Genomic DNA, 13,157 nt, shown 5'->3' with positions numbered 1-13,157 from the left:
ATTTAGGATTAGCCAGTGGAAATTTATCGAATTTATGGGTATTGGCAAGGTCCCCGCACCTCATTTCAGCTTTCCGGGCCGGAACAGTTTCAGGAATACCAGTCGGACCAGTAAAAGCCAAGGCAGCCCATGGAAAATCAGATCGAACCAGTCTATGGGAGCCATCCCCCGGGCCCCACCGGCTACCCACCGGATTTTACCCCAGAAATGGGGCTCCGGGCTGTATGGGGCCAGGCCCAGTGTAAGGCAAAGCAGCAGGACCAGCCTCCAGTCATTTGCAATGCTTTTCATGGTCTTATGTTTCGGATAAATGCTTCAATGCCCCCAATGCCTTCGCTGTCCAGCATCCGGACAAAGGCAGACCCGATAATAGCCCCTTTGGCCCTTTCGGTGGCAGTCTGGAAGCTTTTGGAATCGCTAATGCCAAAGCCCACGATTTGCGGGTGTTCCAGACCCATAGATTCGATGCGCCTGAAATACCCTTCCTGTCCTTGACCAAAGCCATCCTGCACCCCGGTGGTACTTGCGGAGCTTACCATATAGATGAAGCTGGTGGAGGCCTGGTCGATGCGTCGTACCCGGTCCTCGCTGGTCTGGGGGCTTATCAGAAAGGCCATACTCAGGCCATAGGGTTCCATCAGGTGTTTGTAATCCCGCTCATAGATTTCCAGCGGCAGGTCCGGAAGGATAAGTCCGTCAATCCCCACCTCCTGGCATTTGCGGCAAAAGGCTTCCACCCCATACTGCAAAACCGGGTTGAAATAACCCATCAGCACAAGAGGGATGTGAATCATTTTCCTTACATGCGCCAATTGCTCAAAAAGGCGTTCGGTGGTCATCCCGTTGCGCAGTGCGCGGGTAGAGCTCCTTTGGATGGTGGGACCGTCTGCCAGGGGGTCCGAGAAAGGTAAACCGATCTCGACCATATCTACGCCTGCTTTCTGCAAGGCCTCCAGTACCGGGACAGTGTCCTCAAGGTTCGGGAAACCCGCCGTGAAATAGATGGAAAGGAGTTTGCCCGGTTTTTCGAGGGTGGTAAGGATTCGGTTCTTGGATTTTTCCATGTCTTCAGGCAAGTGAATAGTAATCTATATAGGTTTGCAGGTCTTTGTCACCCCTTCCGGAAAGGTTGATTACCACCAGGCTACCCTCCGGGATGTGGCCCATGGCCAAAACGGCGAAGGCGTGGGAAGATTCGATGGCCGGGATGATCCCTTCCAGTTCGGCCAGTTCGCGCCCGGCCTCCATGGCCTGGTGGTCTGTGACCGGGATGAAGTCTGCCCTTTTGGTTTTGAACAGGTGGGCGTGCATGGGCCCCACACCGGGGTAATCGAGGCCGGCGGAAATGGAATAGGGTTCGGTGATTTGCCCGTCGGCGGTTTGCATCAGCAGGGTTTTACTGGCATGGATAATCCCCGTACGTCCCAGGGCCGATGTTGCGGCGCTTTCCCCCGTTTCTATCCCTTTCCCCGCGGCTTCCGCGGCGATAATACTAACGGATTCCCGATCCAGGTAATGGTAATAGGTGCCGGCTGCGTTACTCCCGCCACCAACGCAGGCCACGAGGTAATCCGGGTCTTTCCGGCCCTCTTTTTCCAGGAGTTGGTCCTGGATTTCCTCGGAGATGACCGCCTGGAACCGGGCGACCATATCCGGGTAGGGGTGGGGTCCCACCACCGATCCGATGATGTAGTGGGTATCCTCCGGGTTGTTGATCCAGTCCCGGATCGCCTCATTGGTAGCATCCTTCAGGGTACGGCTGCCGGAGGTTGCCGGGCGGACTTCTGCTCCCAGGAGCTTCATCCGGGCCACATTGGGCGCCTGGCGGGCAATATCCACCTCGCCCATATAGACCACGCAGGGCAGCCCCATCAGGGCGCAAACCGTGGCCGTGGCTACCCCGTGCTGCCCGGCACCGGTCTCCGCGATTATCCGTTTTTTACCCAGCCTTTTGGCCATCAGGATCTGGCCAATGGTGTTGTTTACCTTGTGCGCCCCGGTATGGCAGAGGTCTTCCCGTTTGAGGTAAATTTTGCTCTTGTATTTCTCGGAAAGCCGTTCGGCCAGGTACAGGGGGGTGGGCCTGCCGACGTAATCCCGCAGCAACTGGCGGAATTCTGTCCGGAACTCGTCCGTATACATAATATCCAGGTAGTGCTGCCGGAGCTCTTCTACGTTGGGGTAGAGCATTTCAGGGATAAAGGCACCTCCGAATTCTCCGTAAAACCCATATTCATCCACGTGGTACTTACTCATCGCTTCTCGTGCTTTTCGCCTTTGGCATTTTGCCAGAAGGCTTCATTCATAAATTCCGTTATCAGGGTTATATCCTTTTGTCCCGGTGCGGTTTCAAACCCGCTGTTTATATCCAGGGCTATACACCGCTGCGATACGGGCATGCTTAGGAAATGTTCCAGGGCCTGGATAGACTCCGGTCCGATGCCACCGCTGAGGAAAAACGGTGTTTCCAACCCGTAGTCTTCCAACAGGGACCAGTCGAAGACCTTCCCGTTCCCGCCGGGTAATGGCCCACGGCTGTCGAAAAGAAAGGCATCGCAGACCGGTTGATAGGCCGCTAATTTGCCAAAATCGAAGTCCGGCCCTACGGCGAAAGCTTTCACCAGGGAGGCGGCATCCAGCCCTGCGCCCCGGAGCCTGCTTTGGAGTTCCCGGCAGTATTCCGGGCTTTCACTCCCGTGCAGCTGGAGCATCCCAAGGGAAAAGTCCCGCGTCTTCTCCAGGACTTCCCCGATTTGGGCATCGACGAAAACACCTGCGCGGACCGGCCCATCTTCCTCCCATTCGGGTGCGGGTCCGTCGAAGTGCCTCGGACTGGGCTCCCAGAAAATAAACCCGAGGTAATCCGGGTTCAGGGCTGCTACCTCGGCGGGGTTGTATTTCATGCCGCAAACCTTGAGCTTCACGCGTGCAGGGATTTTATCAGTTCAACGAGGGCGGCGCCCGGGTCAGGGGTTTTCATGAAGGATTCCCCCATGAGAAAACCCTGGTACCCCAGCTGGCGGAGTTCGCGGATCTCTTCAGGGCGGCCCAGGCCGCTTTCAGAGACCTTCAGGGCCCCGTCCGGGATGGCCCCGGCAAGGGATCGGCTGGTATCCAGGTCCACCTCAAAGGTTTTCAGGTTCCGGTTGTTCACCCCAAAAAGATCGGCCCCGCAGTCCCGGACGGCTTCCAGTTCCTCCCGGTCGTGCACTTCCACCAACACCTCCAGGTCCTGGGCCCGGGCAGACTGAGCCAGGTCGGCCAGGTGGCCCGGATCCAGCATGGCAGCAATCAGCAGGATAGCATCAGCACCATAGGCCCTGGCCTCGGTAATCTGGTAGGTGTCCAGGATGAATTCCTTTCGCAACAGGGGCAAATCGGTTGCAGCCCTCGCCATTTGCAGGTCCTCCAGGGAACCCCCGAAATAAAGCCCGTCGGTCAGGACAGAGATTCCGCCGGCCCCGGCTGCCGAGTACCCGGAGACCACCTCCGGAAGGGCAATGCCCTGGTTGATCACGGCACGGGATGGGGAACGTCGTTTATGTTCTGCAATGATTCCATATGGGAGGCGCTCAAGGGAGCCTTTCAACGACTTTGTGGGCCTGGTGAACAGCGCGTGCTGCCGGAGCTCCCCTTCCGGAGTTACCTGCTTCTTTAAGGCCACTTCCCTTAGCTTGTCTGCGGCGATACGCTCCAGGATATTCATGTTATTCTTTTTTATTCAAGTCTTTGTTCTTTGGGGGTGCCCCCCCCCGCCCCGCTTACAAGGTACAGGCCAGGCCTGCACCAACCTTGCAGGGCATTTTTTAATTCATAACCTAGGTCATACTAAGTTTCTGCAGTGCCCGGAAGGCCTCCAGGGCCTTGCCGGATTCCAGGGACTCGCAGGCTGCCTGGTAGCCTTCCAGGGGCGTTCCCCCGCGTACCGTGGCAATGGCCACCCCCGCATTGGCGCAAACCACGGCATTCTGGGCCTGGGTTCCTTTGCCCTGGAGGACATTCAGGAAAATCCGGGCCGCATCTTCCACCGCATCACCCCCATGGATCTCCGTGGCCTCCAGGGTATCCAGGCCAAAATCCGCAGGCCTGAGGATCCCTTCTCCCGCATGCCCGATCCATTTGGTGTCTCCGGTCAGGGAGATTTCGTCGTACCCGTCCAGGGCGTGCAAAATGCTGTACTGTTTGTCTGTATTCTGATACAGGTATCCGTACATGCGGGCCAGCTCCAGGTTAAAGACCCCCACCATCTGGTATTTCGGGAAGGCCGGGTTTACCATGGGCCCCAGCATGTTGAAGAAGGTTTTTACCCCCAGTTCCCTGCGGATAGGCGCTACTTGTTTCATAGCCGGGTGGAAGAGGGGGGCGTGCAGGATGCAGATGCCCGCCTGGTCCATACACCGCTTCAGAAAATCGGTATCGTCCGTAAAGCGGATACCCAGGAATTCCATGACGTTGCTGCTCCCGCATTTGGAGGATACCCCGTAGTTGCCATGCTTGGCGACCGGGATGCCCGCACCTGCAGTTACAAAGGATGCCAGGGTGGAGATATTGAAGGTGTTTTTACCATCCCCGCCCGTACCGCAAAGGTCTATAGGGGCATACCCATCCAAATCCACAGCCTTGCAGAGTTCCAGCAGCGCATCCCGGAACCCTTCCAGTTCTTCCGTGCTGATGCTGCGCATCATAAAGACCGTCAGGAACGCGGCGGTCTGGCTGGTGTTATACTGCCCGGCAGCAATATCGACAAGCACCTGCCGGGCTTCTTCCCGGGTGAGCAGGTGGTGTTCGATGAGTTTGTTCAGGGTCTGTTTCATGCTTCTTCGTTTAGCCAGTTCTCCAGTATTTTCTTCCCCTGTGGGGTGAGTACGGATTCCGGGTGGAACTGCACCGCCCGCACATCGTACTTCCGATGGCGCAAGGCCATAAGTTGGCCGGCCTCATCAAGGGCGGTGGCCTCCAGGGTTTCAGGCAGGTCCGGAGCTACCACCCAGGAATGATACCGCCCTACCTGGAATACCTCAGGGAGTCCCTTAAAGAGGTAATCCTCCAGGACCACTTTTACCGGGGTCGCCACCCCGTGGTAGACCTGGTCCAGGTTCAAAAGATGTCCGCCGAAAACCTCTGCAATGGCCTGTTGGCCCAGGCATACCCCGAAAATGCGTTTCCCGGACGCATATCGGGCGATGATTTCCTTAAGCAGGCCGGCTTCATCGGGGATTCCGGGACCCGGGGAGAGCACGATGCGGTCAAACCCGCCTACCTCTTCCAGGGTGATCTTGTCGTTCCTACGTACCGTAACGGCACACCCCAGCTCTTCCAGGTAATGGACCAGGTTGTATGTGAAGCTGTCGTAATTGTCTATGACCAGAACCTGTTTCATCCTATAGGGTTTCTGCGATATCCAGGGCCTGGTTGAGCGCCCCGAGCTTGTTGTAGGTTTCCTGGAGTTCGGCCTCGGGGTCCGAGGCGGCAACCAGTCCGGCGCCCGCCTGGTAGAAGAGGGTATGGTTGCGGCTCAGGAAGGTCCGGATCATGATGGCGTGGTTGAAATCCCCGTCGAAGGCCATAAACCCGATGGCCCCGCCGTAATAGGTACGGCTTGTCTTTTCGTAACGCTCGATCAGTTGCATGGCCATATGTTTGGGAGCCCCGCTCAGGGTCCCGGCCGGGAAGGTATCGGCCACGACTTTCATGGTGGGGATATCCGGTTTTTTCATCCCCGTGACCTTAGACACCAGGTGGATCACATGGGAAAAGTATTGCACCTCACGGTAGGTCTCTACCTGCACGGTATTGCCATTGCGGCTGAGGTCGTTGCGGGCCAGGTCTACCAACATCACGTGCTCGGCGTTTTCCTTTTCATCTGCGGCCAGTTTTTTGGCCAGTTCGGCGTCCTGCTCATCGTTCCCCGTACGGCGGAAGGTCCCGGCAATGGGGTGGATTTCGGCCTTTCCGTCCTTCACCACCAATTGTGCTTCCGGAGAGCTTCCGAAAATCTTGAAATCCCCATAGTCGAAGTAAAACAGGTAGGGGGATGGGTTTATAGAGCGCAGGGCCCGGTATACATTGAATTCATCCCCTTTAAAACCCTGTGAAAACCGGCGGGAGAGCACCAACTGAAAAACATCTCCCCGGGCACAGTGCTTTTTGGCCAGGGCCACCTGTTCCAGGAAGGCCTGGTCCTCAAGGTTGGATTGGGGCGCCCCCTCCTTTTTAAACCGGTAGGAGGCGAAGGTCTGTACCGAGAGGAGCTGCTCGAGTTCCGGGATGTTGTTTTCCCCCTTAAAACTATGGGCGAAAATATAGGCCTCGTTCTTAAAGTGGTTGATGGCGATGATGTTCTGGTAGACGGCGTAATGGATGTCCGGGATTTCAGGAGAATCCGGCTTCTTCTCGATGCGGATATCTTCAAAATACCGCACGGCGTCGTACCCCATATAGCCAAAAAGCCCGCTGTTGATGAACTTAAAGTCGTTTTCATCCACGCGGAACTGCCCTGCAAACCGGTGGATTTCCAGTGCCACGTCCGTTTCCGGGCCAATGGGCATATCGTCGGAGTTGCCGTCCGGATAGGTCCTGTACAGCATTTCCCCCTGTACCCGGAAGGTGGCTATGGGGTTACAGCAGATATAGGAAAACGAATTGTCGTTGGCGTGGTAGTCGCTGCTCTCCAGCAGAATACTCCCCGGGAACCGGTCTCTGATCTTCAGGTAGACGCTAACCGGGGTAATGGTATCGGCCAGGATCTTTTTATAGTACGTCTTGAGCAAATAAGACATCTTCGTTGCGTTTAGGTATTCCATGAAAAAAGGCCTGTCGTGACAGACAAGCCTTTTATTCGGGATACAAACGGGCTGGGCTCAGGTCACGATTCGCCTTGAGTTTGGGTCCACCACCAGTTTGTATGGAATTTCGGTTTCATGAGCCTCAAATATAGAAAGGAAATGTCATTTTCCAAATCAAAGCCCTTAAAAAAGAAAGCCGGCCTGTAGCCGGCTTTCAAAGCGCATTTAGCTGGCAGGATCCCATTCCAGGTCTACCACAAGGTCGAACTCATCATAGATGGTCTTGTCCCCAAGGTTGTCGAAAAAGCTGTCGGAACCGTAACGCACGTCGTACTCGGCCCGGTCTACCTTCAGGGTGGCGGTAGCTTTACTTCCGTACACAGACAGGTCGAAGGTTACCGGCTTGGTGATGCCTTTGATGGTCAGGTCGCCGGTTACCTCGTAAGAGTTTTTCCCATTGGATTTCACACTGGTAAAGACCAGTTTGGACTCCGGGTGTTTTTCCACAGAGAAGAAATCGTCGGATTTCAGGTGGCCTACCAACTTGTCTTTCCACTCGCCTTCCAGGTCGGTGGCGGTCATGGAGGTCATGTTAACCACAAATTCTCCTCCGGTGAGCTGGCCGTTGTCGAACATCAGGGCTCCGGATGTAAGGTCTACCGTCCCGGTGTGGGATCCGGTTACCTTGTAGGCTTTCCAGGTCACCGTGCTTTTTTCGGCATTGACCTGCTTTTTCTCCTCGGCTGTGGGCTCGGTGGCCATGGCGGCTCCGGCTACCAGGGCCAGGGCAAGGGTGATGAACTTCTTTTTCATGATTTGTTAATGATTTTTAAGTGTTAATAAATGGAATTGATTGCTATTACAGGTACTCGAAGAGCACTTCAGGGCTCTTGCGTACTTTGGGGTAATGCTGGGTTACATCGTCTTCGGAGCGATAGCCCACTGTCGCGATGACCGCAGCGCTGAGCCCCTGGACTTCCAGACCCAGGATTTCATTTACTTTTTCCGTTTCAAACCCTTCCATAGGGCAGGAGTCCACGCCCATTTCGGCCGCGGCATACATCAGGTTGCCCAGGGCGATGTAGGCCTGGCGGGCAGTCCAGTTGCTTTTGGCTTCCCGGGGGAGGTCCAGGAGCTTCGATTTCATGAAGTCGGCATAACCGCTGAGGTTCTCCTTGTTGGTTTTGCGTTCACGGGCCACCAGGTCGATGTAATCGTCTACCAGTTCCGGCCCGAAATCGGCATTGTGGGCAAAGACTACCACGTAGGAGGCCTCGGTAAGCTGTGGCTGGTTCCAGGCTGCTTCCCGGAGCTTTTCCCGGATGGCCCTGTCGCGGATTACAAAAATCCGATACGGCTGTAATCCATAGGAAGAAGGGGCAAGTCGTGCTGCTTCCAGCAGGCTATTGAGGGTTTCTTCGGTCAGTTCGCGCTCCGGATTGAAGCGTTTGGTGGCGTAGCGCCATTTGAGGGCTTCCAGCCCGATGTGCATTTCGTTTTGTGTTACAGTTGACATAGGTTCAGGATTCGATTTGGTCCAGCAGGTTATTCAGGTCTTTAAGGTCCTGGTCCGAAAAGTGTTGCATGAGCGTGGCTTCGGCACCGGCAACGGCCTTGTCCATTTCCCTGAGGGATTCCGCCCCCTGGTCGGTAAGGAAGATTTCCACCTTCCGCCGGTTTTCCGGGCAGATGTTTCGTCTCACAAAGCCTTTGGCAATAAGCTTGTCTACCAGACGGGTCGTATTGCTCATTTTGTTGATCATACGCCCGTTGATAGTGCTCAGGTTTGCCGGTTCCCCTTTTTGCCCCCTCAGGATTCGCAACACGTTGAATTGGGGAACGGAAACCTCAAAGGGTTTCAGCGCCTGGGTCAGGGTATCGTATACGTGGTAGTGCACCAATACCAGGTGGATGACCGAACGTTGCCTCAGGGGCAGCGGGGTTTTGGTTTGCAGGATTTGTTCCACGTTCATTGTTGCTACAATAATTGTATATACAAATGTATGTTTTCTTTTTGGTCAGCAAACGGGTGCAAGGCATAAATATTTGTTAATTCGTGTTTAAGAACCTCTTAGGGGTACAGTGGAAACCAAGGGGAAAGGTTTCGATGCCAAGGCAGGTCATTTCCCTGGCTTTAAGGTTGGCATGGTTACGGCCGGATATCGTACCTTTACATCCTTATTAATTGCAGTACCTATGGCAGACCTGACTCAAGAACAATGGGCCGCACAATTACAGGGCGACGCCGATGCCGTTATCCTGGATGTCCGCACCGAGGAAGAAGTGGAGGACGGGATTATTCCCGGGGCCATCCATATCGATTTCTACATGGGGGCCGGTTTCCTGGAGGAAATCGAAAAACTCGACAAATCGAAGAGTTATTATGTTTATTGCCGTTCGGGCAACCGGAGCGGGCAGGCCTGTGCCCTGATGAACAGCCGCGGCTTTGAACGCGCCTTCAACCTGAAGGGTGGCATGCTGGAGTGGGAGGGCGACGTGATCGCCTGATTGCGTTTGTTTTTACCCCGGGATGCCTCTACAGAATCCGGAATTCCCTATTTTTAAGGTGTGAACCTGTTTTACCGCCTCCTGTATTATTTCCAGAAGCGGGGCTTTGAAGTGAGCCGCCGCATCGCCGAACGTCTGGGGATTCGTACCCGGGTGGTTCGGACGACCTTTATTTACCTGACCTTTGTTACCCTGGGCTTTGGGTTTGCCCTCTATCTGTTCCTGGCTTTCTGGCTGCGGATAAAGGACCTGATTTATACCAAGAGAACTTCTGTTTTTGATTTGTAACCATGCTCAGATTCTTCCGATCTAAAATCTATCTGGCCATCTTCCTGATGGTCATGATCCTGACCATCGGGATTGTGGGCTACCGGTTCCTGGCCAATTTTTCCTGGGCCGAAGCCCTCTACATGACCATCATTACCATTACGACGGTCGGGTTCCAGGAGGTGCGGCCCCTTACCATGGAAGAGCGCCTGTTTACGGTCTTTCTGATCATAGCCAGCGTTTTTATCGTGGCCTTTGCCATTTCGGTGGTCACCGAATACATCTTTAGCAGAAACTCCCTCCAACTCCTAAAAAAGAAGAAAGTGAAACAACAGATCGACAAACTGCAGAACCACGTCATCCTTTGCGGTTTCGGACGGAACGGTTCCCAGGCGGCAGCCCGGCTTCGGGCATACAAGCGGCCCCACGTCATCATTGAAAAGGACCGGGAAATCATCGAGCGGTACGAGGAGGAAAACCTGTTTGTGGAAGGCGATGCCAATGAGGACGATGTGCTGCTCGCCGCAGGCGTTAAGCGCGCCAGTTACCTGATTGCCACCCTCCCGGACGATGCGGCTAACCTTTTTGTGGTCCTCTCGGCCCGCCAGCTTAACCCGGACCTGATCATCATCAGCCGGGCCTCCCAGATTACCTCCCAGAAAAAACTGCAGCTGGCAGGAGCCAACAAGGTGATTATGCCGGACAAGATCGGGGGCGACCATATGGCCTCTCTGGTAGTCCTGCCGGACCTGATCACCTTTATGGATAAATTGTCTTTAGAAGGGGAGCACACTACGAACCTGGAGGAGGTGCATATTGAGGATTTTACCAACCAGGTAGACTGTAACACGTTGCGGGACCTGGATTTGCGCCGGAAGACGGGCTGTACCATTATCGGATATGTGAAGCCGGATGGGACCTATATCATCAACCCCGAGGCAGATATGCCCCTGGAACCCCGCAGCAAGGTAATAGTGCTGGGCAGGCCGGACCAGATCCGAAAGCTCAACAATATGTTCCAGATCGCCCCGGGAGAGGCCGTCTGAATCTGTTCCTTTTCAGAACAGGACGTTGTTCATAATGATCTTCGAGAGGGAAATCATCCCGATCAGTTTCCCGTCTTGCTCTACGGGGGCTTCCCAGATATCGAGCCGGATAAACAACCGGGCCACATAGCGCACATCCATATCGTGAGGGATGGTTATGGTAGGCTTCACCATGATTTCAAAGACATTGACTTCCAGGGATGTCCGGTCCGGGATCACCACCCCGTTTATCAGGTCCCGGATGGTAACAATGCCGAAGGCGTCCTTTTCAGTCCGCTTTTTCACAATAAGGGCATCTACGTTTTCCCTTCGCATGGTCTCCACGGCCTCCTTTGCCGTAGCCAGGCCGTCGATGTAGATCATTTTTTTGTCCATCATCTCGCTGGCACTCTGGTAATCGCGGGTGGGCATAGTCATAGGGTTTAAGGTTATAGGTATTCGTCTCTCGCCTGGTCCCTGAAAATGCCCATCTGGCTCTCAAGGCCAATAGCGTGTTCTATGGGCAGGACAAAGGCAATTCCCGTTCCGGGTTTGGCAAACTCGCATTGGGTGTTGATGGCATCCAGTAATTTCTGGACCATGTGTTCCTCCACAAGGAAAGTGACCACATCGGTCCGGTGTTCTATGGACAGGCCGAAAAAGGTCTTCCCTTCCCGGACCCCGGTACCCCGTGCAGGGGTAATGGTGGCCCCGGTAGCCCCCTCGGACTTCATAATGTCCACGAGTTTATCGGTTAGGCTTGGTTTTACATAAACCATGATCAGCTTAAATCTCATTGGAGTGTTGTTTTGGGTTTGTGGTCTAAATAATGCCGTATCTGGGCATAGCCCAGAACGGAGATGATCGGAAACAGGCTGGCAAAGGCAATCAGGCCAAAGCCGTCCACGGCCGGGTTGCTGCCGGGCACGGAACTGGAAAGCCCAATCCCCAGGGCCGCGACAATGGGCACGGTAACAGTGGAAGTAGTTACCCCTCCGGAGTCATAGGCCAGGGCAATGAGCTGTTTCGGGGCAAAAAGCGTTTGTATGACAACCACGACGTACCCCACCAAGATATAAAGGTACAACGGGGTGCCGGTAATAATACGGAAGGCGCCGACGGCCAGGGCCACCCCAACCCCGAGGGCCACCGTTATCCGAAGTCCCCACTGACTGATGGTCCCGGAAGATACCTCGTTTGCCTTGAAGGCCACGGCAATCAGGGAGGGTTCTGCTATGGTCGTTGAAAAACCGATGAGGAAGGCGAAAAGGTAAAACCAGTAATAGGAACCCCAGGAGGCGGTTTCGCCCTGCTCAATGCCCAGGAATGATGGGGATGCCAGCTGCTGGGCCATCAGGTCGCCCAGTGGAAAAAGTGCCTTTTCAAGGCCCAACAGAAAAAAGGTCAACCCGAGGATAACATAGATGCCGCCTATGACCACCTGTTTGAGGTGGGGTACCGGTTGCCGCAGGATAACCCCCTGAAAAAAGATAATAATGGCCGCGATAGGCAGGACATCCATGGCGGTGCTGGAAAGGGTGCTGGCAAAGGCGGTCAGGAGTTCATTCATGGGCTACAGACATTAAAACCAGAATAGGCCATAAAGCATTACAAAGATCATCGGCAGGAGGGAAGCCAGGGCTATGAGCCCAAACCCGTCGGTCAGGGGGTTGCGCCCCCGGATACTTCGGGAGAGGCCTACCCCCAGTGCAGTAACCAGCGGGACGGTGATGGTGCTGGTGGTCACCCCGCCTGCATCGTAGGCCAACCCCACAATCTCTTCCGGGGCCACCAGGGTAATGAGCATCACGGCGATATACCCTCCTATGATCACCGTATATACGGGCCACCCCTTCAGGATCCGGATCACCCCTATCAAAACGGCACACCCAACTGACAGGGCAACGGAAATCCGCAGCCCGAGGGCGTAAGATTCCACTACCTCCGGGTCCCGGGCCAACAGCCCGGCATCGGCCGCAATCCTGCCGGCCTGTTTTGAGATTGCAATAAGTGCGGGCTCCGCAATGGTGGTGGAAAACCCGAGTAAAAATGCAAAAACCAATAGCCAGGGCAGGCTGCCCCTTTTGGTCAGGGCATAGGCCAGGGTTTCCCCTATGGGAAACAGACTGATTTCAAGCCCTTCTATAAAGAGGAACAGCCCGAATACCACAAACGCACTGCCCAGGGCGAGGTCTGCCGCATCCGGAAAGGGTTGCCGTATAACCAGGATCTGGAAGAAAGCCACCACCACCACAATGGGTATAAGGTCCATGACCGCTGCCCCCAGCTTTTTCAGGAGGGGTAATTTCGATGCCACTAGATTTCCTTTCGCCATGGATTGTGGTGGCGCCCGGTGGGCGATTTTAACCTTTTGCCTCGAGCCGGCCAACCCAGACCGGACCGTGTATTTAAAGATACTTATATTCCCCGTAAAACAAACCTATATCTGTGGGCAGGCCCCTTGCTGTTTGGGAGAATACGCCGGAAGGGGAACCCCCTTTTCCCAGGGTGCGGTTCTCAGTGGAAAACCCGCAGAAAACACTTCCGGTTTCTGCCTTCGGAATTTGATAGG

18 protein-coding genes are annotated in these 13,157 nt (G+C 54.9%); 3 read left to right on the top strand and 15 right to left on the bottom strand.

Annotated elements, in window-relative coordinates; all coding sequences use genetic code 11:
• Positions 1–60: 60 nt before the first annotated feature.
• From CA832_RS13860 to CA832_RS13810, 11 genes are all read right to left on the bottom strand, one after another.
• Positions 61–291 carry a hypothetical protein gene (locus tag CA832_RS13860; protein WP_088342226.1) on the bottom strand — a complete coding sequence of 77 codons (231 nt, stop codon included), beginning with the start codon at positions 289–291 and terminating at the stop codon, positions 61–63.
• Positions 288–1,064, bottom strand: coding sequence for a tryptophan synthase subunit alpha (gene trpA / locus CA832_RS13855; protein ID WP_088342225.1), 777 nt, complete (start codon positions 1,062–1,064; stop codon positions 288–290). The genes CA832_RS13860 and trpA overlap by 4 nt, the downstream gene beginning before the upstream one ends.
• A 4-nt stretch (positions 1,065–1,068) precedes the next feature.
• A complete protein-coding gene (trpB, locus tag CA832_RS13850) occupies positions 1,069–2,256 on the bottom strand; it encodes a tryptophan synthase subunit beta (protein WP_088342224.1) in 1,188 nt (395 codons plus the stop codon).
• Positions 2,253–2,924 (bottom strand): phosphoribosylanthranilate isomerase, encoded by a 672-nt coding sequence (locus CA832_RS13845; RefSeq protein ID WP_088342223.1) that lies wholly within the window; start codon positions 2,922–2,924, stop codon positions 2,253–2,255. Before CA832_RS13845 ends, trpB begins: the two co-directional genes overlap by 4 nt.
• Positions 2,921–3,706: an indole-3-glycerol phosphate synthase TrpC gene (gene trpC / locus CA832_RS13840; protein ID WP_088342222.1), complete on the bottom strand. Its 786-nt coding sequence runs from the start codon at positions 3,704–3,706 to the stop codon at positions 2,921–2,923. Before trpC ends, CA832_RS13845 begins: the two co-directional genes overlap by 4 nt.
• A gap of 112 nt (positions 3,707–3,818) precedes the next feature.
• A complete protein-coding gene (trpD, locus tag CA832_RS13835) occupies positions 3,819–4,814 on the bottom strand; it encodes an anthranilate phosphoribosyltransferase (RefSeq protein WP_088342221.1) in 996 nt (331 codons plus the stop codon).
• Positions 4,811–5,380, bottom strand: a complete 570-nt coding sequence (locus CA832_RS13830; RefSeq protein WP_088342220.1) for an anthranilate synthase component II — start codon at positions 5,378–5,380, stop codon at positions 4,811–4,813. The genes trpD and CA832_RS13830 overlap by 4 nt, the downstream gene beginning before the upstream one ends.
• A 1-nt stretch (position 5,381) precedes the next feature.
• The gene (locus CA832_RS13825) at positions 5,382–6,779 is read right to left on the bottom strand and encodes an anthranilate synthase component I family protein (RefSeq protein WP_088342219.1); all 1,398 of its coding nucleotides are present in this window, start codon (positions 6,777–6,779) and stop codon (positions 5,382–5,384) included.
• A 231-nt stretch (positions 6,780–7,010) separates the two neighbouring features.
• Positions 7,011–7,598 (bottom strand): YceI family protein, encoded by a 588-nt coding sequence (locus tag CA832_RS13820; protein ID WP_088342218.1) that lies wholly within the window; start codon positions 7,596–7,598, stop codon positions 7,011–7,013.
• A 46-nt stretch (positions 7,599–7,644) separates the two neighbouring features.
• A complete protein-coding gene (locus CA832_RS13815) occupies positions 7,645–8,301 on the bottom strand; it encodes an NAD(P)H-dependent oxidoreductase (protein WP_233131839.1) in 657 nt (218 codons plus the stop codon).
• A gap of 4 nt (positions 8,302–8,305) precedes the next feature.
• Complete coding sequence (locus tag CA832_RS13810) at positions 8,306–8,758, bottom strand: MarR family winged helix-turn-helix transcriptional regulator (RefSeq protein ID WP_088342216.1); 453 nt, start codon at positions 8,756–8,758, stop codon at positions 8,306–8,308.
• Between the two features lie 223 nt (positions 8,759–8,981).
• Between CA832_RS13810 and CA832_RS13805 the strand changes: the two genes are divergently transcribed.
• Genes CA832_RS13805 through CA832_RS13795 form a run of 3 tightly spaced genes read left to right on the top strand, consistent with a single transcriptional unit; the run spans position 8,982 to position 10,606 of the window.
• A complete protein-coding gene (locus tag CA832_RS13805) occupies positions 8,982–9,293 on the top strand; it encodes a rhodanese-like domain-containing protein (RefSeq protein ID WP_088342300.1) in 312 nt (103 codons plus the stop codon).
• 60 nt (positions 9,294–9,353) lie between these two features.
• On the top strand, positions 9,354–9,581 hold the full coding sequence (locus CA832_RS13800) for a PspC family transcriptional regulator (RefSeq protein ID WP_088342215.1): 228 nt from the start codon (positions 9,354–9,356) through the stop codon (positions 9,579–9,581).
• 2 nt (positions 9,582–9,583) lie between these two features.
• Entirely contained in the window at positions 9,584–10,606 is a 1,023-nt protein-coding gene (locus tag CA832_RS13795; RefSeq protein ID WP_088342214.1) for a potassium channel family protein, read from the top strand.
• Positions 10,607–10,618: 12 nt separating this feature from the next.
• Here the strand turns inward: CA832_RS13795 and CA832_RS13790 are convergent, their stop codons facing one another.
• From CA832_RS13790 to CA832_RS13775, 4 genes are read right to left on the bottom strand one after another with little or no spacing between them, the layout of a single operon-like run.
• Entirely contained in the window at positions 10,619–11,017 is a 399-nt protein-coding gene (locus CA832_RS13790) for a CBS domain-containing protein (protein ID WP_088342213.1), read from the bottom strand.
• 17 nt (positions 11,018–11,034) lie between these two features.
• Positions 11,035–11,382 carry a P-II family nitrogen regulator gene (locus CA832_RS13785; protein ID WP_088342212.1) on the bottom strand — a complete coding sequence of 116 codons (348 nt, stop codon included), beginning with the start codon at positions 11,380–11,382 and terminating at the stop codon, positions 11,035–11,037.
• The gene (locus tag CA832_RS13780) at positions 11,379–12,155 is read right to left on the bottom strand and encodes a DUF1538 domain-containing protein (protein WP_088342211.1); all 777 of its coding nucleotides are present in this window, start codon (positions 12,153–12,155) and stop codon (positions 11,379–11,381) included. Before CA832_RS13780 ends, CA832_RS13785 begins: the two co-directional genes overlap by 4 nt.
• A gap of 12 nt (positions 12,156–12,167) precedes the next feature.
• Positions 12,168–12,857: a DUF1538 domain-containing protein gene (locus CA832_RS13775; RefSeq protein ID WP_198944492.1), complete on the bottom strand. Its 690-nt coding sequence runs from the start codon at positions 12,855–12,857 to the stop codon at positions 12,168–12,170.
• Positions 12,858–13,157 lie beyond the last annotated feature (300 nt).

Source organism: Robiginitalea sediminis (assembly GCF_002198115.1).
GTDB classification, from domain to species: Bacteria; Bacteroidota; Bacteroidia; order Flavobacteriales; family Flavobacteriaceae; genus Robiginitalea; species Robiginitalea sediminis.
This window is presented reverse-complemented; position numbering and strand designations above follow the sequence as displayed.